The 18,507-nt window shown below is 43.7% G+C and carries 17 protein-coding genes; 5 read left to right on the top strand and 12 right to left on the bottom strand.

Features of this window, described 5'->3' with window-relative positions; all coding sequences use genetic code 11:
* Window positions 1-32: 32 nt before the first annotated feature.
* From ybeY to miaB, 3 genes are all read right to left on the bottom strand, one after another.
* Entirely contained in the window at window positions 33-494 is a 462-nt protein-coding gene (ybeY, locus tag MU515_RS04435) for an rRNA maturation RNase YbeY (RefSeq protein WP_260259139.1), read from the bottom strand.
* Window positions 494-1,591 (bottom strand): PhoH family protein, encoded by a 1,098-nt coding sequence (locus MU515_RS04430; protein WP_260259138.1) that lies wholly within the window; start codon window positions 1,589-1,591, stop codon window positions 494-496. The genes ybeY and MU515_RS04430 overlap by 1 nt, the downstream gene beginning before the upstream one ends.
* 97 nt (window positions 1,592-1,688) lie before the next feature.
* Window positions 1,689-3,113, bottom strand: a complete 1,425-nt coding sequence (miaB, locus tag MU515_RS04425) for a tRNA (N6-isopentenyl adenosine(37)-C2)-methylthiotransferase MiaB (RefSeq protein WP_260259137.1) — start codon at window positions 3,111-3,113, stop codon at window positions 1,689-1,691.
* Window positions 3,114-3,383: 270 nt separating this feature from the next.
* On the opposite strand from miaB, the gene MU515_RS04420 reads away from it, so the two are divergent.
* Complete coding sequence (locus MU515_RS04420) at window positions 3,384-4,535, top strand: 2-octaprenyl-3-methyl-6-methoxy-1,4-benzoquinol hydroxylase (RefSeq protein WP_260259136.1); 1,152 nt, start codon at window positions 3,384-3,386, stop codon at window positions 4,533-4,535.
* Window positions 4,536-4,601: 66 nt separating this feature from the next.
* On the opposite strand, the gene crr is transcribed toward MU515_RS04420, so the two are convergent.
* The 5 genes from crr to cysZ form a co-directional block, all read right to left on the bottom strand.
* Window positions 4,602-5,111: a PTS glucose transporter subunit IIA gene (gene crr / locus MU515_RS04415; protein ID WP_260259135.1), complete on the bottom strand. Its 510-nt coding sequence runs from the start codon at window positions 5,109-5,111 to the stop codon at window positions 4,602-4,604.
* 213 nt (window positions 5,112-5,324) lie between these two features.
* Window positions 5,325-7,049 carry a phosphoenolpyruvate-protein phosphotransferase PtsI gene (gene ptsI, locus MU515_RS04410; protein ID WP_260259134.1) on the bottom strand — a complete coding sequence of 575 codons (1,725 nt, stop codon included), beginning with the start codon at window positions 7,047-7,049 and terminating at the stop codon, window positions 5,325-5,327.
* Between the two features lie 137 nt (window positions 7,050-7,186).
* Window positions 7,187-7,444 (bottom strand): HPr family phosphocarrier protein, encoded by a 258-nt coding sequence (locus tag MU515_RS04405; protein ID WP_011078325.1) that lies wholly within the window; start codon window positions 7,442-7,444, stop codon window positions 7,187-7,189.
* Window positions 7,445-7,744: 300 nt separating this feature from the next.
* Entirely contained in the window at window positions 7,745-8,713 is a 969-nt protein-coding gene (gene cysK, locus MU515_RS04400) for a cysteine synthase A (protein ID WP_260259133.1), read from the bottom strand.
* A 223-nt stretch (window positions 8,714-8,936) separates the two neighbouring features.
* Window positions 8,937-9,686, bottom strand: coding sequence for a sulfate transporter CysZ (gene cysZ, locus MU515_RS04395; RefSeq protein ID WP_260259132.1), 750 nt, complete (start codon window positions 9,684-9,686; stop codon window positions 8,937-8,939).
* A 202-nt stretch (window positions 9,687-9,888) separates the two neighbouring features.
* Here cysZ and zipA point away from each other — a divergent pair, with 202 nt between their 5' ends.
* From zipA to MU515_RS04375, 4 genes are all read left to right on the top strand, one after another.
* Window positions 9,889-10,779, top strand: coding sequence for a cell division protein ZipA (zipA, locus tag MU515_RS04390; RefSeq protein ID WP_260259131.1), 891 nt, complete (start codon window positions 9,889-9,891; stop codon window positions 10,777-10,779).
* A 165-nt stretch (window positions 10,780-10,944) separates the two neighbouring features.
* Window positions 10,945-12,954, top strand: a complete 2,010-nt coding sequence (gene ligA, locus MU515_RS04385) for an NAD-dependent DNA ligase LigA (RefSeq protein WP_260259130.1) — start codon at window positions 10,945-10,947, stop codon at window positions 12,952-12,954.
* Between the two features lie 499 nt (window positions 12,955-13,453).
* A complete protein-coding gene (locus tag MU515_RS04380) occupies window positions 13,454-14,530 on the top strand; it encodes a porin (RefSeq protein ID WP_260259129.1) in 1,077 nt (358 codons plus the stop codon).
* An 84-nt stretch (window positions 14,531-14,614) separates the two neighbouring features.
* The gene (locus MU515_RS04375; protein WP_260259128.1) at window positions 14,615-15,376 is read left to right on the top strand and encodes a YccT family protein; all 762 of its coding nucleotides are present in this window, start codon (window positions 14,615-14,617) and stop codon (window positions 15,374-15,376) included.
* A 72-nt stretch (window positions 15,377-15,448) separates the two neighbouring features.
* Here MU515_RS04375 and MU515_RS04370 read toward each other — a convergent pair whose 3' ends face one another.
* The 4 genes from MU515_RS04370 to MU515_RS04355 form a co-directional block, all read right to left on the bottom strand.
* Complete coding sequence (locus MU515_RS04370) at window positions 15,449-15,616, bottom strand: hypothetical protein (protein WP_260259127.1); 168 nt, start codon at window positions 15,614-15,616, stop codon at window positions 15,449-15,451.
* 422 nt (window positions 15,617-16,038) lie between these two features.
* Window positions 16,039-16,494 carry an NfeD family protein gene (locus MU515_RS04365; protein ID WP_260259126.1) on the bottom strand — a complete coding sequence of 152 codons (456 nt, stop codon included), beginning with the start codon at window positions 16,492-16,494 and terminating at the stop codon, window positions 16,039-16,041.
* Window positions 16,495-16,502: 8 nt separating this feature from the next.
* Window positions 16,503-17,420, bottom strand: a complete 918-nt coding sequence (locus MU515_RS04360; protein ID WP_260259125.1) for an SPFH domain-containing protein — start codon at window positions 17,418-17,420, stop codon at window positions 16,503-16,505.
* A 151-nt stretch (window positions 17,421-17,571) separates the two neighbouring features.
* On the bottom strand, window positions 17,572-18,426 hold the full coding sequence (locus MU515_RS04355) for a co-chaperone YbbN (RefSeq protein ID WP_260259124.1): 855 nt from the start codon (window positions 18,424-18,426) through the stop codon (window positions 17,572-17,574).
* Window positions 18,427-18,507 lie beyond the last annotated feature (81 nt).

Below are 18,507 nucleotides of genomic sequence, written 5' to 3'. Positions count from 1 at the left end.
CGAGTAACACTAAAGCTACTCTATTGTGCAATCTACTTTTCAGAGATGTATGGGTCTTCAAACCCCATAGATTGCATAATTTCTGTTTCGAGGGACTCCATCTCTTCAGCTTCGTCATCCTCGATATGATCATAACCTAGCAGATGCAGGCTGCCATGTACAATCATATGAGCCCAGTGAGCAGAAAGCGGTTTTTCTTGCTCAATGGCTTCTTGTTCAACCACTTGGCGACATACTATCAGATCACCAAGCAAATCCATTTCAATGCCTGGAGGCGCTTCAAATGGGAAAGAAAGCACATTGGTTGGCTTATCTTTACCACGGTACTCCAAGTTAAGCTGATGGCTTTCCTGTTGATCAACAATGCGTACTGTCACTTCAGCTTGAGGCTGAAATTGTGAAACAGCTTTGCTTAACCACAGATGAATATCTTCAAAACTTGGCAGGCCATCTTCTTGTTCGACCGCCAATTGAAGATCCAGTTCAATTGCCATTATTGCTTGTTCTCCTGCTCTGACTGAGCCAGTTCTGCTTTTTGTGCTTCAAGGAGTTTAGCTTCGCGTTCTTCACGGCGACGCTTTTCAAACTCTTTGCGCTCTTTTTGGTCTTGCGCTTCCCACTTCTCATAAGCGTTTACGATGCGGGCAACCACAGGGTGGCGAACAACATCATCCGCAAGGAAGAAGTTAAAGCTGATGTCATCAACTTCGTTTAGTACTTCAATTGCATGACGTAGGCCAGATTTTGCACCGCGAGGCAAGTCAATCTGAGTAACGTCACCCGTGATGACTGCGCGTGAGTTGAAGCCAATACGAGTCAGGAACATTTTCATCTGTTCTACAGTGGTGTTCTGACTTTCATCAAGAATGATGAAGGCATCGTTAAGCGTTCGACCGCGCATGTAAGCCAAAGGCGCTACTTCAATGACGTTACGCTCAATCAGTTTTTCAACACGCTCAAAACCGAGCATTTCAAACAAGGCATCATAAAGAGGGCGCAGGTAAGGGTCGACTTTTTGGCTTAAATCACCCGGTAAGAAACCGAGTTTTTCACCCGCTTCAACCGCAGGGCGTGTCAAAAGAATGCGACGAATCTCTTGTCGTTCTAACGCATCTACCGCGGCGGCAACAGCAAGATAGGTTTTACCTGTACCAGCAGGGCCAATACCAAAGCTGATATCGTGCGTCACCATGTTGACCAAGTATTGAGCTTGGTTTGGTGTGCGCGGTTTGATTATGCCTTTCTTGGTTTTCACGAACACTTCTTTACCATGTTCGATATTCGATTCAACACTTTGCTCCAATACACCCGTTTCTTTGATCGCTAGGTGGATCTCTTCCGGCTCAATATCTGGAATATTGCCACGTACAGGTGCAGTGTTAACGTAAAGGGTTTTGATGATTTCTAACGCACCAGCTGAGGTATGTGGTTTACCCACGATAGTAAAGAAGTTGCCTCGGTAGCTGATTTCAACGCCTAAACGACGCTCTAAGTGTTTGATATTATCATCGAAAGGACCGCATAGACTTGCTAGTCGGCGGTTATCAGAAGGTTCTAGATTGATTTCTAGAGTTACAATTTTATTGCTCAAAGTTGCCTCTCATTTGTGGAAGTCCGATTTAGACCGGACTTCCAATGATCTTATTTACCTCTGTCTAAGATGGATACTCAGCAGGGTAATTTCAAGCTTAAGGCGTAAAGGTTGCTACACCTAGCTCATCTTCACGCTTGGTACGAGCCATCATTTGGGTTGGAGAAATGATAGTACGTAGATCCATATCTTTTTCAGTACGAACCAATTCACCACGTAGTGAGTTAGCAAATACGTCTGTGATTGTTACATCAACAAACTGACCGATTAGGTCTGCGCTACCTTCAAAGTTAACCACGCGGTTATTCTCTGTACGTGCACGAAGCTCCATTAGATTCTTTTTCGACGGACCTTCAACTAACACACGTTGCTTAGTACCTAACATTAGGCGTGAGTAACGCATTGCTTGCGCGTTGACAGTTTGTTGTAGTTCGTACAGGCGCTCTTTCTTGGTTTCTTCTGATAGATCACAAGGGTAATCCGCTGCAGGTGTACCTGGACGAGCAGAGAAGATAAAGCTAAAGCTCATATCGAAATCAACGGCTTTGATAAGCTTCATCGTGTCTTGGAAGTCTTTATCAGTTTCACCAGGGAAAGCCACAATGAAGTCAGAACTGATTTGAATATCAGGACGCGCTTTACGCAGCTTACGGATAATCGATTTGTATTCGATTGCCGTGTGAGGGCGCTTCATCATAGTTAGAATACGGTCACTACCACTTTGTACTGGCAAGTGCAGGAAGCTCACTAGCTCAGGTGTGTCTTCGTATACTGCGATGATGTCATCAGTAAACTCAAGCGGGTGGCTGGTGGTAAAGCGGATGCGGTCGATGCCATCGATAGAGGCAACAAGGCGAAGCAATTCTGCGAATGAACAGATATCACCGTCGTGCATTGGGCCACGGTAAGCGTTAACGTTTTGACCTAGTAGGTTTACTTCACGTACACCTTGATCCGCAAGCTGCGCGATTTCGAATAGTACGTCATCCATTGGGCGGCTTACTTCTTCGCCACGAGTGTATGGTACTACGCAGTAAGTACAGTATTTAGAACAGCCTTCCATGATAGAAACGAATGCCGTTGCACCTTCAGCGCGTGGCTCAGGCAAGCTGTCGAACTTTTCAATCTCAGGGAATGAAATATCCATAACCGGTGCAGAGTCGCTTTGAGATTGACGAATCATTTCAGGTAGACGGTGCAGCGTTTGAGGGCCAAAGATAACATCAACAAATGGCGCACGTTGACGAATGTGGTCACCTTCTTGAGTCGCTACACAGCCACCCACACCGATAACAACACCGTCTTTTTTGTCTTTTAGTGTTTTCCAACGACCAAGCTGGTGGAACACTTTCTCTTGCGCTTTTTCACGAATCGAACATGTATTTAGAAGAAGAACATCTGCCTCATCAGGATCCTCTGTTAGCTCATAGCCGTTTGCAGCGTTAAGCAGGTCGGCCATTTTTGATGAATCGTATTCGTTCATCTGGCAACCCCAAGTTTTAATTAGCAGTTTCTTACTCATCTCACTTTCGCTCGTGTTAAATCTTAAAAATGGTTGAACTAATAATTTTGTATTTTATTACGTTTAGCTCAAATTATAGCCGCCATCTCGGCGGTAAGCGGCATATTGTACTGCTTTAAAAAGCAACTGACTAGTGTTGTTACACAATCAGCCAACGCCTGAATTTACAAGGGGTTTGCCCGTAACTGTACTAAGGTTTTTCGTTACATTTTGGTGATCAATACGTACAATAAAAATCCGCTCATAAATCAAGATGATGAAGTGCAAAATATGAACAAGTTCGATATTGCAGTTATTGGTGGTGGCATGGTCGGTGCGGCCGTTGCTCTTGGCTTTGCTAAGCAAGGCCGACAGGTAGTATTGGTTGAAGGCCATCAGCCAAAAGAGTTTACCGCTGAACAACCAATGGACATTCGTGTTTCGGCTATTTCTCACCACTCGGTCGCTGTGTTGGAGCAGCTTGGCGCATGGCAGGCCATTAAATCGATGCGAGTTTGCCCCTATCGTCGCTTAGAAACTTGGGAGCACCCTGAATGTCGAACGCGTTTCCACAGCGACGAGCTAAAGCTAGAACAGCTTGGCTTCATTATCGAAAATCGCCTGATTCAATTGGGTTTATGGCAGCAGTTTGAACAGTACGACAATTTATCTCTTCGTTGTCCTGACTCTCTAGAAAGTATCGAGTTTGGTAGCCGAAATACGCTCACGCTTGCATCTGGTGAAACTTTAGTAGCGGATTGGGTCGTGGGGGCTGATGGGGCAAACTCTCAAGTGCGTCAGCAAGCGGGAATCGGTATCACGGCATGGGATTACCGTCAGCACTGCATGCTGATCAATGTAAAAACGGAGCTGCCTCAGCAAGACATTACTTGGCAGCAATTTAACTCAACTGGGCCGCGTTCGTTTTTACCTCTGTGTGGCAACCAAGGTTCGCTAGTTTGGTATGACTCTCCGAAACGCATCAAGCAACTTTGTAATATGAGCTATGGCCAACTTCGTGAAGAAATTCTGGCGCATTTCCCTGCTGAACTCGGGGATATCGAAGTGCTGCAATGTGGCTCTTTTCCGCTGACTCGTCGTCATGCTCAAGAGTATGTGAAAAATCGTTGTATTCTGGTTGGGGATTCAGCGCACACCATTAACCCATTGGCAGGGCAGGGAGTGAATCTTGGCTTTAAAGATGTCGAAGTATTGCTTGATGTTTGCCAGCAAGAAGCGGAGCTAAGTGAGCAGGTGTTGCGTCGTTATCATCTAAGACGTCGCCCAGATAACTTATTGATGCAGTCTGGAATGGATGTATTCTACAAAGGCTTTAGTAATGACATCGCGCCTTTAAAGCTGGTGCGCAACGCTGTGCTTAAATTGGCGGATAAAACGGGTCCGATTAAGAACCAAGTATTGAAGTACGCTTTAGGCTTATAGATAACAGGGCCTAGAAAACAAAAAACGCTGCACAAGGCAGCGTTTTTTCGTTTGGCTAAGTAAAAATTACTTAGTTACACGTAGAACTGAAGTTTCGCCAACAGTTACAGAACCAGAAAGCTTGTTCAGCTCTTTGATTTCGTCCATGTTAGAGATAACAACTGGAGTTAGAGTAGATTTCGCTTTCTCTTCAAGAAGAGCTAGATCGAACTCAATGATAGTGTCGCCAGCTTTAACAGTTTGACCTTCTTCAGCGATACGCTTGAAGCCTTCGCCTTTTAGTTCAACTGTGTCGATACCGAAGTGAACGAACAGCTCAACACCATCGTCAGACTCGATAGAGAATGCGTGGTTAGTTTCGAAGATCTTACCGATAGTACCGTTTACAGGAGCTACCATCTTGTCACCCGCAGGTTTGATAGCAATACCGTCACCAACGATTTTCTCTGCGAATACTACATCTGGCACATCTTCGATGTTTACGATTTCGCCTGATAGAGGTGCGATGATTTCGATTGCACCAGCGTCAGCGCTATCGTCAGATACTAGCTTCTTAAGTTTATCAAACAGACCCATTGTGTCATGCTCCTAACGTTTAGTTTTATTCTTTCGCAATATACTATACCAATCTGGTGGAATAGACGAACATTTTTAGCCATCTATCCTTTTGTTTTAACAATTGCAGCCTGCTTAGTTAAGCAATCTAAATTCATAAATAATGATTAAGAATTAGGCTGTTAGCCCGTGACTGCAATGTATTTAAGTTAAAACGCGATCAGTAAATGCAAATTATTGAGTTTTCTCAGCGATGAACTTCTCAACAACTGCTTCGATTTCAGCAGCAGTTGGTAGAGAAAGCGCTTCTTCAGCCATAGCTTTAACTTCAGCGAAGTTAGAGTTACGGATTACTTTCTTCACTTTAGGGATAGAGATACCGCTCATTGAGAACTCATCTAGACCCATACCAAGTAGAAGTAGCGTTGCACGCTCGTCGCCTGCTAGTTCGCCACACATACCAGTCCACTTACCTTCAGCGTGAGACGCGTCGATAACCTGCTTGATTACTGTAAGTACAGCAGGAGATAGTGGGTTGTAAAGGTGAGAAATCATTTCGTTACCACGGTCAACTGCTAGTGTGTACTGAGTTAAGTCGTTAGTACCGATTGAGAAGAATGACACTTCTTTCGCTAGGTGATGCGCGATAGCTGCAGCTGCTGGCGTTTCAACCATAACACCGATTTCGATGTTTTCGTCGAATGCGTGGCCTTCTGCACGTAGCTCTGCTTTGTATTCTTCGATTGCTTTCTTAAGCTCACGGATTTCTTCAACAGAGATGATCATTGGGAACATTATACGTAGTTTACCGTGTGCTGATGCACGTAGGATGCCACGTAGCTGGTCACGTAGAATTTCGCGACGATCCAAGCTGATACGTACTGCACGCCAGCCTAGGAATGGGTTCATCTCTTTTGGAAGATCCATGTATGGTAGATCTTTGTCACCACCGATATCCATAGTACGGATAATCGTTGGTTCACCGTGCATTGCTTCTGCAACTTCTTTGTACGCTTGGTACTGCTCGTCTTCAGTTGGAAGTGCGTCACGGTCCATAAATAGGAATTCAGTACGGTACAGACCAACGCCTTCACCGCCGTTGCGGATGATGCCGTCACAGTCTTTAACTGTACCGATGTTACCGCATACTTCTACGCGGTGACCGTCAGTTGTTTCTGCTGGTAGGTCTTTTAGCTTAGCTAGCTCTTCTTTTTCAGCGATGAAAGCGGCTTTAACTGCTTTCGCTTCTGCTAGCTCTTCCTCAGATGGGTTGATAACAATCTTGTTGTTCATCGCATCAAGGATAAGCATGTCGCCGTTCTTCACTTTCTTAGTGATGTCGTTAGTACCAACGATTGCTGGTAGCTCAAGAGAACGTGCCATGATTGAAGTGTGAGAAGTACGACCGCCGATGTCACAAGCGAAACCAAGAACGTAGTCTAGGTTGATTTGCGCCGTTTCAGATGGCGTTAGGTCGTAAGCAACTAGGATAACTTCTTGGTCAATGTCGCTTAGAGAAACGATGTTGATGCCTAGTGCGTTTTTAACGAAGCGAGTACCGATGTCGCGGATATCAGTCGCGCGCTCTTTTAGGTATTCGTCGTCTAGAGATTCTAGCGCAGATGCTTGCTCTTCGATAACCGTGTGGATTGCGTTATCAGCGTGCATCTTGTCTTTCTTGATCAGTGCTAGGATTTCTTCTTCTAGCTCTTCGTCTTCAAGAAGCATGATGTGACCTTCAAAGATCGCTTCTTTTTCTTCACCGAAGGTTTCAAGTGCTTTTTGCTTGATGGTTTCAAGCTGAGCTGAAGATTTGTTACGAGCGTCGAAGAAACGCTGAACTTCTGCTTCTACTTGATCGTCTGAGATAGTGTTTGTATTTAGGACAATTTCATCTTCTTGAAGTAGTAGTGCTTTACCAATAGCAATACCAGGAGATGCTAGGATGCCTGAAATCATAGCCTTACCTTAAATTGGTCAACTTTAAACTGGAAAAATAATGGGTGCGCTAACGATAATGTGTAGCTTATCTTTGGGCCTATTTCCAACAAAGCCATTTTGTTTTCACAAAATGGCTTTGAAAATAGGAGACCGTATTAGTGTAGTTGGTCCATTAGAGCAACTAGGTGGTCTACAGCTTGTTGAGCTTGTGGGCCTTCAGCTGAGATAGTTACTACAGTACCTTTTACTAGGCCTAGAGTTTGTAGTTTGAATAGGCTCTTAGCGCTTGCGCTTTTGCCGTTTGAAGTCACTGTGATGTCCGCGTCGAATGCTTTAGCTTCTTTTACGAACTGTGCAGCTGGACGAGTGTGAAGGCCGTTTTCTGCAGTGATTTCAACTTGCTTCTCGTACATTTTGTATACCCCAATTAATTTATTTTTAGATAGTTTATTAACCATGTTTAGGTTAACGGTTTATCGAGAGTAGTTCTAGCGAACCAACATCTGAATGTTCCAAAACTCAAACAGGTTACAATTTTTACCGCAAAGAATAAAACGTTTGCTTTAAATTCTCTGCGTTGGAAACTCTGTTTTAGCTACATTATTTTGAAGCTAAAAATAAAACAGAGCTGATATTACCAAAGGTGCGGCAGGGATCAACAAAAAAGCCCCTGTATGGGGCTTTTTTGAACGAAAAATTGATTTGAACACGTATTACTGTTGGTTCTCTTTTTCGGTAAATATACCTGCAAATAGCGCTGTACTTAGGTAACGCTCACCAGAGCTTGGCAATACGGTTACGATTGTTTTTCCTTTAAATTCAGGTAGTTCTGCCAATCTATTTGCTGCAACAACCGCTGCGCCTGAAGAAATGCCAGCCAGAATTCCTTCTTCTTCCATCAGACGTCGAGCCATCTCGATGGCTTCATCAGATGTTACAGATTCTACGCGGTCAACTAGCTCTAAATCGAGGTTGCCAGGGATGAAACCAGCGCCAATACCTTGGATTTTGTGTGGTGCAGGTTGTGGATCTTGCCCGGCAAGTACTTGAGCGATGACTGGAGACTCTGCTGGTTCAACGGCTACTGAAGTGATTGCTTTACCTTTCTCACCTTTAATGTAGCGGCTTGTACCTGTAATCGTACCGCCTGTACCTACGCCGGAAACAAGTACGTCGATTTCACCGTCAGTTGCGTCCCAAATTTCAGGGCCTGTTGTCTTTTCGTGGATCTCTGGGTTAGCAGGGTTGTTGAACTGCTGAAGAAGTAGGTATTTATCAGGGTTGCTTGCAACAATCTCTTCTGCTTTAGCAATCGCGCCTTTCATACCTTTCGCCGCTTCTGTTAGCTCTAGGTTTGCACCAAGCGCTTTAAGTAGCTTACGACGCTCAAGGCTCATTGATTCAGGCATTGTTAGGGTTAGCTTGTAACCACGAGCTGCTGCTACAAAGGCTAGAGCAACACCTGTGTTACCACTTGTTGGCTCAACAAGCTCTACGCCTTCTTTTAGTTTGCCTTGTTTTTCAGCATCCCAAATCATGTTTGCGCCGATACGGCACTTAACGCTGAAGCTTGGGTTACGGGCTTCAACTTTAGCAAGAACATTGCCTTTGCTAACCTTGTTTAAACGTACAAGTGGCGTGTTACCGATGGTTTGAGAGTTATCTTCAAAGATTTTGCTCATTGTATGATCCTTCATTAGTTAGCAACTTGCTCGGTGATGGCATAAGTGCGGCGCAAACAAGTCAGTATTTGAATATGGTTAAGAGATTAGGCTAGTCGAAAAAACTATAAAAGGATTAAAAAGTTATATGATATGAAAGAGATTATTGAAGTCAGTGGCGAGCGAATGGTTAATTCATCGAGTGGAGTCACACTTTCATGCTTTAGCACTCGCCACGTTATCACTATTTAATGGCTTGTTGCTTAAATTCGGCCACCCACATCGCGGTCGCACCGCACACCGCTACTGGCATAACAATTAAATTGAGAATTGGAATGGTGGTAAAGATGCTCACCAAAGCGCCAAAGCCGTATGCCTTACCTTGTTTTTGTTTCAAATTGTTTCTCATGTCGTTGAATTTAACTTTATGGTTATCAAACGGGTAATCACAGTATTGAATCGCTAAGATCCAGGCAGTGAAAATAAACCACAATACAGGGCCAACGGTTTGACCTAATGCAGGGATAAGCAATAGCAGGAACAGACCAATCGCTTTAGGTAACACATAAAGAAGCTTGCGCCATTCTCTAGCGAGAATACGCGGGGTATCTTTTATCACTGCGCTAAAGCCATCGTCATTGATTTTTTCGCCGATTAAGTGTTCTTCCACTTTTTCGGCCAATAAGCCGTTAAATGGTGCTGCGATAAAATTTGCCAGAGTACTAAAGAAATACGAGAAGGTGGCCAAGATGGTTAAAACCAGTAGAGGCCATAATACGTAACTGAGCCAAGAGAGAAAACTTGGTAATTGGCCAAGTAGTTGTTCAATCCAAATGTCGAGCTGAGAAAATAAGTAAAATAGTGCGCCACCAACTAGAACGATATTCGCGAGTAGGGGCATGATAACGAAGCGGCGAATTCCCGGAGTTAGAGCTATTTCTAATCCGTAGAAAAAATAGCCAAACCCTGAACGTTGAGAATTAATAGTATTCATAATTAAGTGTTTGAAAGCTGATGTTTTGACCTTTTTCTATCTTAACAAGAAAAAAGCGTGTTCAAAATCACAACATTGTCGGAACTTCTCACATTAATTTGTTCTAAACACCCAGTTAACTTTGGTAAAGTAATTGGATTCAGTTTCAGATTTAAATCACTTAGCCTGAGTTTGTTGTCGGCTAAGCAAATGAGAGTAAAACATGCCGGAATTGCGAATTGTACTCATCGGTGTTGGTGCACTGGCCATCGTGGCGCTGTTGTTCCATGGATTGTGGACAAGTAAAAAAGAAGGAAAGTCTAAATTTGGTGATAAGCCATTAGGCACATTAGACGTAGACAACGATGAGGTGTTTGATCGCAGTTCGGAGCGTGGATTTGCTCCGGAAGATGATTTTGAAATTATCCGCAAAGAGCGAAAAGAGCCTGAGTTTGTTGAACCAGAGATAACCAGCGATCCATTGATTGATGATTATCAAGAGCCAGGTTCAAAAGCGGCAACTGATAAAAGTGATGAAGTAGAAGAAGAAATCGAAATTCCTTCGTTCTCTTCTCTTGACGAGCCAGAAGTTCAGCCAGAAGTCGTTTCAGCCGATACCACTATCGCTGAACTTGAACAAACGGATAGCGTTGAAGCGGCAACCCCAGTTGTTGAAGAAGAGGCTGAACCTGAACTTGAAGTGATTGTGCTGAATGTGCATTGTTCTGGTGATGAAGCGTTTGTTGGTACTAAGCTGTTTGATAGCATGCAGCAAAATGGCTTGCTTTATGGCGAGATGGACATCTTCCACCGTCATGCGGATTTATCAGGTACCGGCAAGGTATTGTTTAGTGTTGCGAACATGATGCAACCCGGCACTTTAAAACATGACGACCCTGCTGAGTTCTCAACCAAAGGTATCTCATTCTTTATGACATTGCCTTGCTTTGGCGATGCGGAGCAAAACTTCAAGCTGATGCTGAAAACAGCGCAGCAGATTGCTGACGACCTTGGCGCGAATGTTTTAGATGATGCACGTAACTTGATGACGCCAAATCGCCTTGATGCGTACCGCGCACAAATTCAGCAGTTTAAAGCGAAGCAAAACAGCTAATCTAAATTTAGTCTGATTAAAACATAGGCTCCTCAAGTAGGAGCCTATTTTATTTCTATCTGCTCACTCAAGCGAAGCCGTTAGTTGAGCAATATTGTTTGCGTGGTGGAGAGGACTTCGTATACTCACCACATTCGCAATTTCTCTTTTTATTACGAGCGAGCCATGTCGACAGAAATCCAACAAAAACTCGAACAGTTACGTGACACTCTTCACTACCACGCAGTGCGCTACTATGTGGAAGATAGCCCTGAAATTCCTGATGTAGAATATGATCGTTTGATGCGAGAGTTGCTAGATATCGAACAACAGCATCCTGAGTTAGTCACGATTGACTCGCCAAGTCAGCGTGTTGGCGGTCAGCCTTTAGCTGGGTTTGAGTCTGTGGTTCATGAAATTCCAATGTTGTCGCTAGACAATGCGTTTGATGACGGTGAGCTAGAAAGTTTCCACAAACGTATGGGCGATCGCATTCCAAGTGCGACTTTTGATAAGTTTTGTTGTGAGCCAAAACTGGATGGCTTGGCGGTAAGTCTTCTTTATGTTGATGGTGTTCTTGTTCAAGCTGCCACACGTGGTGATGGTGCAACGGGAGAGAACATTACTGAGAACGTGAGAACCATTAGCGCGATTCCACTGAAATTACGTGGAGAAGGCTGGCCAAGCCGAATTGAAGTTCGTGGTGAAGTATTTATGCCTAAAGCAGGCTTCGACAAACTGAACCAAATTGCTCTAAAAAAAGGTGAAAAAACATTTGTTAACCCACGTAACGCTGCGGCTGGTAGTTTGCGCCAGCTCGATTCTCGTATTACTGCCACTCGCCCACTTAGCTTTTACGCATATAGCGTAGGAGTGGTAGAGGGAGCCGAACTTTCATCGAGCCATTACGAGCGTTTCCTTCAGTTGAAGGGATGGGGTATGCCAATGTGCCCTGAAACAAAACAAGTGAATACACTGGATGAAGTAAAAGCGTATTACCACGATATTTTAACGCGCCGTGATGAGTTAGCGTATGAAATTGACGGTGTAGTGATAAAAGTAGATGAGATTGCGCTGCAAGAACGTTTGGGTTTTGTAGCTCGAGCACCTCGTTGGGCTATTGCGTATAAGTTCCCTGCGCAAGAAGAGATCACCGTTCTTAATGATGTGGAATTTCAGGTAGGACGAACTGGTGCGATTACCCCTGTTGCTAAGCTAGAGCCTATTTTCGTTGGTGGTGTGACGGTAAGTAACGCCACATTACACAATGCCGATGAGATTGAGCGCTTAGGTGTAAAAATAGGTGACAGTGTGATTATTCGCCGCGCTGGTGATGTTATCCCACAAGTGGTGTCTGTCGTAAAAGATCGCCGTCCGGATTCGGCCCAAGAGATTGTGTTTCCAGATGCTTGCCCTGTATGTAGCTCAGCGGTAGAACGCGTTGAAGGTGAAGCTGTGGCGCGTTGCACCGGTGGTTTAGTCTGCCAAGCTCAGCGAAAAGAAGCGCTAAAGCATTTTGTTTCTCGTAAAGCTCTAGATGTTGATGGGCTGGGGGATAAAGTGATAGAGCAATTGGTCGATCGTGAAATGGTAGAGACGCCAGCCGATTTATTCAAACTCAGCGCCGGTGTGATCACAGTTCTAGATCGCATGGGGCCTAAATCGGCACAAAATGTAGTTGATGCACTAGAAAAATCGAAACAAACGACGTTACCACGCTTTTTATATGCGCTTGGAATTCGCGAAGTGGGTGAAGCTACAGCGGCAAATTTGGCGAATCATTACAAAACCTTACCTGCAGTGATGGCGGCTAGCCACGACAGCTTGATTGAAGTGCAAGATATCGGCGCGATAGTTGCCAGCCATTTGATGAGCTTTTTCGCTCAAGAGAAGAACCAACAAGTAATCCAAGATTTAATCGACCAAGGTGTCAATTGGCCTGCAATTGAAGAGCGTGATAAATCGGTACCGCAGCCATTGGCTGGGAAAACGGTTGTTTTAACGGGTTCTTTGTCTCAGTTATCTCGTAGTGACGCCAAAGCGGCTTTGCAACAGCTCGGTGCAAAAGTGACGGGTAGTGTCTCGAAGAAAACCGATATCTTGTTTGTCGGTGAAAATGCAGGCTCAAAGCTTGCGAAGGCACAAGAGTTAGGGATTGAAATAAGGACAGAGCAAGATTTAGTCGAACTAATGTAACTAAATCTTTCGTAAATAAACGGCTAAGAGCAATCTTGGTCGTTTTTTTTTGCGCAAAATTAACCTGATAAGTTTTAATTTTTTACTAGATAAAATAATCCGTGATGTGAGTCATAATTCTTTTTTGCTGATTGTTAAAGGGTTGTTTGATGCGATCAGGTTCAAAATTATTTCTTGCTTATCTTTGTTAAGTGTTTGTTTTTTAGTGACTTAAGTTTTATTTAGTAAAGTTCAAAAAATATTTTCGACACAGATCACTACTTTTTAAAAAGTATGCCGTAGCTCATATTTTTTTATAAAGAAATTAAGTTCTCATTGATGTTTTTTGTCGCGAAGTTAGTCTAAGCCCCATGGATACACAACGTGTATGCAGCAACTTAAAAATCTAAATCAATCTAAATTGACTGGTTGAGATTTAATTAGGAATACCTTCTCCCTTCGGCGGCCAACTAAGGGGAGAAAACATAAAACAGCTATATCCATTTTTAGGAGTTTTTCCATGGACAAATTTTTCAAACGCACTCTAGTAGGTGCGGCAGTGGCAGCAGCTGCAGTAGCGGGTTCAGCAAACGCAGCAGTACAAGTTGTTGGTGACGCAGTACAATTCTACGGTCAAGCAGCGGGTGCTCTTATTTACCAAAACGCTGAGAACGAAAACAAAGTTCAAGCAGACATCGAATCTCGTATCGGTTTCCGCGGCGTAGTTGAGTTTGACGAACTAACACCTGACTTCATCTGGCAGATGGAAGGTGGCAACGCGAACAACGGTGATAACACTGGTGGTCTAGGTGCTCGTGATACTTACCTTGGTTTCGCATGGGACGGTTTCGGTTCTCTTAAATACGGTCGTCAGCTAGTTGCAGCATACAACTACGTGGATTGGCCACACACTAACCCAGGTCTAGGTAACGTATTTGACTGGAACAACGACCTTGACGTAACTTTCCAAGACCGTGCTGACCACACTATCCGTTACGATTCTGTAAACTTCGGTGGCTTCAACGTTCAAGCTACTCTAAGTGGTATGGAAGCAGATACTGATGCTATGGTAGCAAGTATCGCGGGTTCTTACTCAGCAGATATGTTCAGCATCCACGCTGGTTACTACAGTCGCGGTGAGTACAAAACTGCAGTAGACGCAGAGTGGAAATACGACAAAGATACTGATACTTGGGCAGGCACTGCGCCATCGACTAAAACAAACTACGCTTCTGATTACTTCATCGTTGGTGGTAGCTTGTTCCTAGGTGATTTCACGTTCACTGGTGGCTACAAAGCGATGAACGTTGAAACTGGTTCTGGTTCAGCTGACAACGGTCAAGACGCAGTATCTCTAACAGCAGCTTACCAAATCAACGAAAAATGGTTTGTAAAAGCAGGCTACGCAGCAACTTCAGCATCTGATGCGAAGGATGCAATCGGTGAAGATGATGGCGATATCGCGGTTACTGGTCGTGTTGGTTACCTAATGCCTAGCGCTATCCTATACTTCGACGTACGTGATTACGACTTCGACGGCGATAAGCAGTCAGGTGACTTCACTAACGTTATGTTTGGTGCTGAATACTACTTCTAAGCTAAGTCTTATTAGTTAGTCTAACTGTCTTATTTCACGAGCATTCTTTCGAGAATGCTCGTTTTTTCTATCAGGAGATTATAAATGAAGGTAATGAAAACCTTGTTGGCTATTGGTGTAATGACTGCTTCATTCGCTCCACATGCGGAAGTTGGACTAAACTTTCATCACGAATTAGCGCCAATTATTATTGATGGTGAAGAGCAAGGCTTTGCTAACTTTACCAGTGATTCAGATTTCACTTTAGATAATGGTACCAATCAAATTGTTTTCCGTATGGAGAAATTGATTGATGGCCAAGGTGACAGAGAGAAATTTAACTCTCACGCTTTTGTTTTGAGCTTTACGGCTAAAGATACCCAAGTGAGTTTAAAGCCGACCATGCGAGTGCTTCGTACTACTCAAGCTCAAGCATTCAACCAAGATCCTAAGGTCGCGTTGGTTGACAAAAATGGTAAGCATCTAGACTTTACACTTGATGTATTACCACCTAGTAACGCCATCATGCGAGATTACACTGCAGAGCTGGCGAGTTTTAATAAAGAACACGGCATCACAGTTCAGTCTAAGAACACTGCTCAGATTGTGGCTCAGACCGCATCAATTGCACCTAGTTTAGCTGTAGAACCAAATGAAATTGGCCCAGAATCTATGATTCAATACTGGCTGAAAAAGGCATCAACTGAAGAATCAGAAACATTCGTCAATTGGGCGTTTGCCAATCGCACCGTTGAAAATCCGCAGGGTTTAGAAGGCTCTAAAGCATTAAGCATGCTGAGCCACTGGTATTCAGAAGCGGACGTAAATCAACGTAAACAGATTCTTGCTTGGCTAGTCAGTCAGTAAGCAAGATATACAGAATAAAGAAAAAGCGCGGCATTTGATGTCGCGCTTTTTAGTTTTGTTTGAAGGTAGACACTACTTAATCATCCCACCTTCTGATTTACATACATCGCTTGGTGTGTAATCTGAATGGCCTGAACCTTTACAATCTACCCAAGGGCCGCGTTCTGTACTGTTACCAGCACCAGCGAAAACAGAGAAAGATAGCAGCGCAGAGCAAAATAGAGCAATAATACTTTTCATAATAAATCCTCGTTGTTTTTGTGACTCATCTCAATATTTATGAGATACCTTTAGTATGAAAACAGTCCGACAAAGATCAAATAAAAATGATAATTTGTTGCAACAAATAACTGATAACTTAGAGTTTTGATTGAAATTAGTTGCGTATAGTTGGGTCGGCTTTAACGTTAGGGTTTCTATAAGTTGCTGATTATTAAGGTAGTGTCTCAGGTAGGCTCAAGATAGAAGCTAGATAGAATTCGGAGTTGGATATTTCGAAACGTAATTTACAGTTCCAATTGGTTATAAAGAGCAGTGCGCTGAGAGCTTAATTTTAATATTTAGGAAGTGATTAACTGATAGGTATAAAGAAGGAGCTTTACCGTGCAGTGCTAATAAAAGCAATGCTCGTTAAGCTCCCTTCAGCGTCTTGGGTAAGGTGTTTAGTCCACTTTTGGCTCAATAGTTAGGGTGATGCCTTTCATTTCGGTCACTTGAACCACAGTACCTTTTGCTAGCTTTTGCTGGCTATAAGCAGACCACGTGGTATCGCCGATACGAATACGAGCTTTACCTGCGGGGATATCTTCTTCCAGAGTGATAACTTGTCCGACTAACTGCTTATCTTTTTGGTTAAGATCGCGTGATTGGTCATCATTTTTGTCACTTTGAAGCTGCTTACGCCACCAAAGCCAAGTGGTCAGTAATGAAAATACACCAAAACTAACCCATTGCAGTTGCCAACTGATTGGCAATATAGACAGTATAAGGCCAACGGCGAGCGCTGAGATGCCAAGCCACAGCATGTAACCAGCGGTACCGAGTAGTTCCGCTGCTAATAGCGCTAAGCCAAATGCAAGCCAATGCCAATAATTAATGCTGTCTAGAATCTCAAACACGTTAACCTCTACTTATCTTGTTGATGCTTAAACATCTCTGCGATACCAGCAACCGAGCCCATTAGGCCAGAAGCTTCAAGTGGCAGCATAATGATCTTACCGTTTTCTGCTTGGCCGATAGATTTCAGTGCATCGGTGTAGCCTTGAGCAATAAAGTAATTAACCGCTTGCATATCACCTTGAGCAATTGCTGTTGAAACCATTTCAGTCGCGCGAGCTTCTGCTTCCGCTGCACGTTCACGTGCTTCTGCTTGAAGAATTGCGGCTTGTTTTTCACCTTCGGCTTTTAAGATCTCTGATTGTTTGTGACCTTCTGCTTTTAGGATCTCAGCTTGACGAACACCTTCCGCCTCTAGAATATCCGCACGCTTGTTACGTTCAGCCTTCATCTGCGCATTCATCGCAGCAGTAAGGTCTGCTGGTGGCTGAACGTCTTTGATTTCGATACGCGTCACTTTCACACCCCAAGGGTTAGTGGCTTCATCAACGATAGACAGTAGTTTAACGTTGATTTGGTCACGTTGACTGAGCATTTCATCCAGTTCCATAGAACCAAGAACAGTACGGATGTTAGTCAGTGTTAAGTTACGAATTGCGTGCTCAAGATCGTTTACTTCATAAGCGGCTTTCGCTGCATCTACCACTTGTACGAAACAAACCGCGTCAATGGTGACATTAGCGTTATCTTTTGAGATGACTTCTTGCGCAGGAATATCCAGTACGCGCTCCATCATGTTGATCTTATGGCCAATGCCATCAATGAAAGGAATGATAAAGTTTAAGCCAGGCTTTAGTGTGTGGGTGTAACGGCCAAATCGCTCTACTGTCCAATGATTACCTTGAGGAACGGTTTTTACACCGGCAACCACGATAGCAATAACAACAATGACAAATACCGCGGTGACGATGAGTGTATCTAGAGGCATAAGAAAGTCCTTTAATATTAATTTGTTGCTATTGTTACTTAAATTAAAGTTAATCACAAAGGGTTTGCGAGATATTATCCCGAATTAATAAAAATTAAGGCCGAAATAGTTCGGCCCTAACAGTATGATTTAGCGCTATTTTATCTTTACTCTAGTAAAGGACCGAATAAAGCTGGCGGCGGTACTTGCCTGCAACAGCGTGGCCTTGACCTAAAGCGCTCAAGATATCCATAAAGGTTTTCTTCACATCACCGTCTTGTGCATTTAGGTTGGTCTTTAAATGTCCCCACAATACTTCAAGCGCTTCTTCATCACGGTTAACCTTGTGATAGCTAAGAGCCAGCTCGATAGCCAGTTCAGTGTTGTTTTGATCGTCCGCGTAGTTTGCTTCTAATGATTGAATTTCAGGGCTATTGGCGGATTGTTGCTGTAACTCCAGTTTGGCGATTAAGCCTTTATAGTAATTGTCTTGGTATTCAAGTGGAATATGTTCCAGCAGGTTAGCAGCTTGGGCAAAATCTTGTGTCTCTAAATAACAATCGGCTAGCGCTAACTTAATGTCGCCCTTGTTTTTGAGCTCATCAGGTAGAGATTGCAGTAAAGTCAATGCTTGCGCATGTTGGTCAATCTGAATCAATTCTAATGCTTGTTTTAGCGTCAGTTCTTCTTGGCTTGGCAAGTGTTTGGCTAATAGTTGCTGAATTGCTTCCAATGGCTGAGGACCACCAAGGCCATCAACAGGTTGACCATTTATGAACAAAGCGATGGTTGGTAAGGTTTGTACACCAAATTGAGAGGCGATCACTTGCTCTTGTTCGCAGTTAAGTAGAGCGAGTGTGAATGCGCCATTATACTGCTGCGTGAGTTGCTGCAGTTGTGGGATAGCTTCACTGCTTTCTTGGCTCATCGGAGCCCAAAAATGGATCAATACAGGCGTTTGCATTGAGCCTTCTAGTACTTGGCGAAAGTTTTGTTCGTTTAGCTCGACGATAAAAGGAGATTGCATATCGAGATGTCCTTACCATTTGTCTCTGATAAATCAAAGATATGGGCGAGGTAAGGATTAATCAAGTCTTGCCCGCGAGTT

The sequence above is a fragment of the Vibrio intestinalis genome (assembly GCF_025195085.2).
GTDB lineage: Bacteria > Pseudomonadota > Gammaproteobacteria > Enterobacterales > Vibrionaceae > Vibrio > Vibrio intestinalis.
The sequence above is the reverse complement of the archived record's forward strand: the minus strand, read 5'-3'. Positions and strand labels throughout refer to the sequence as shown.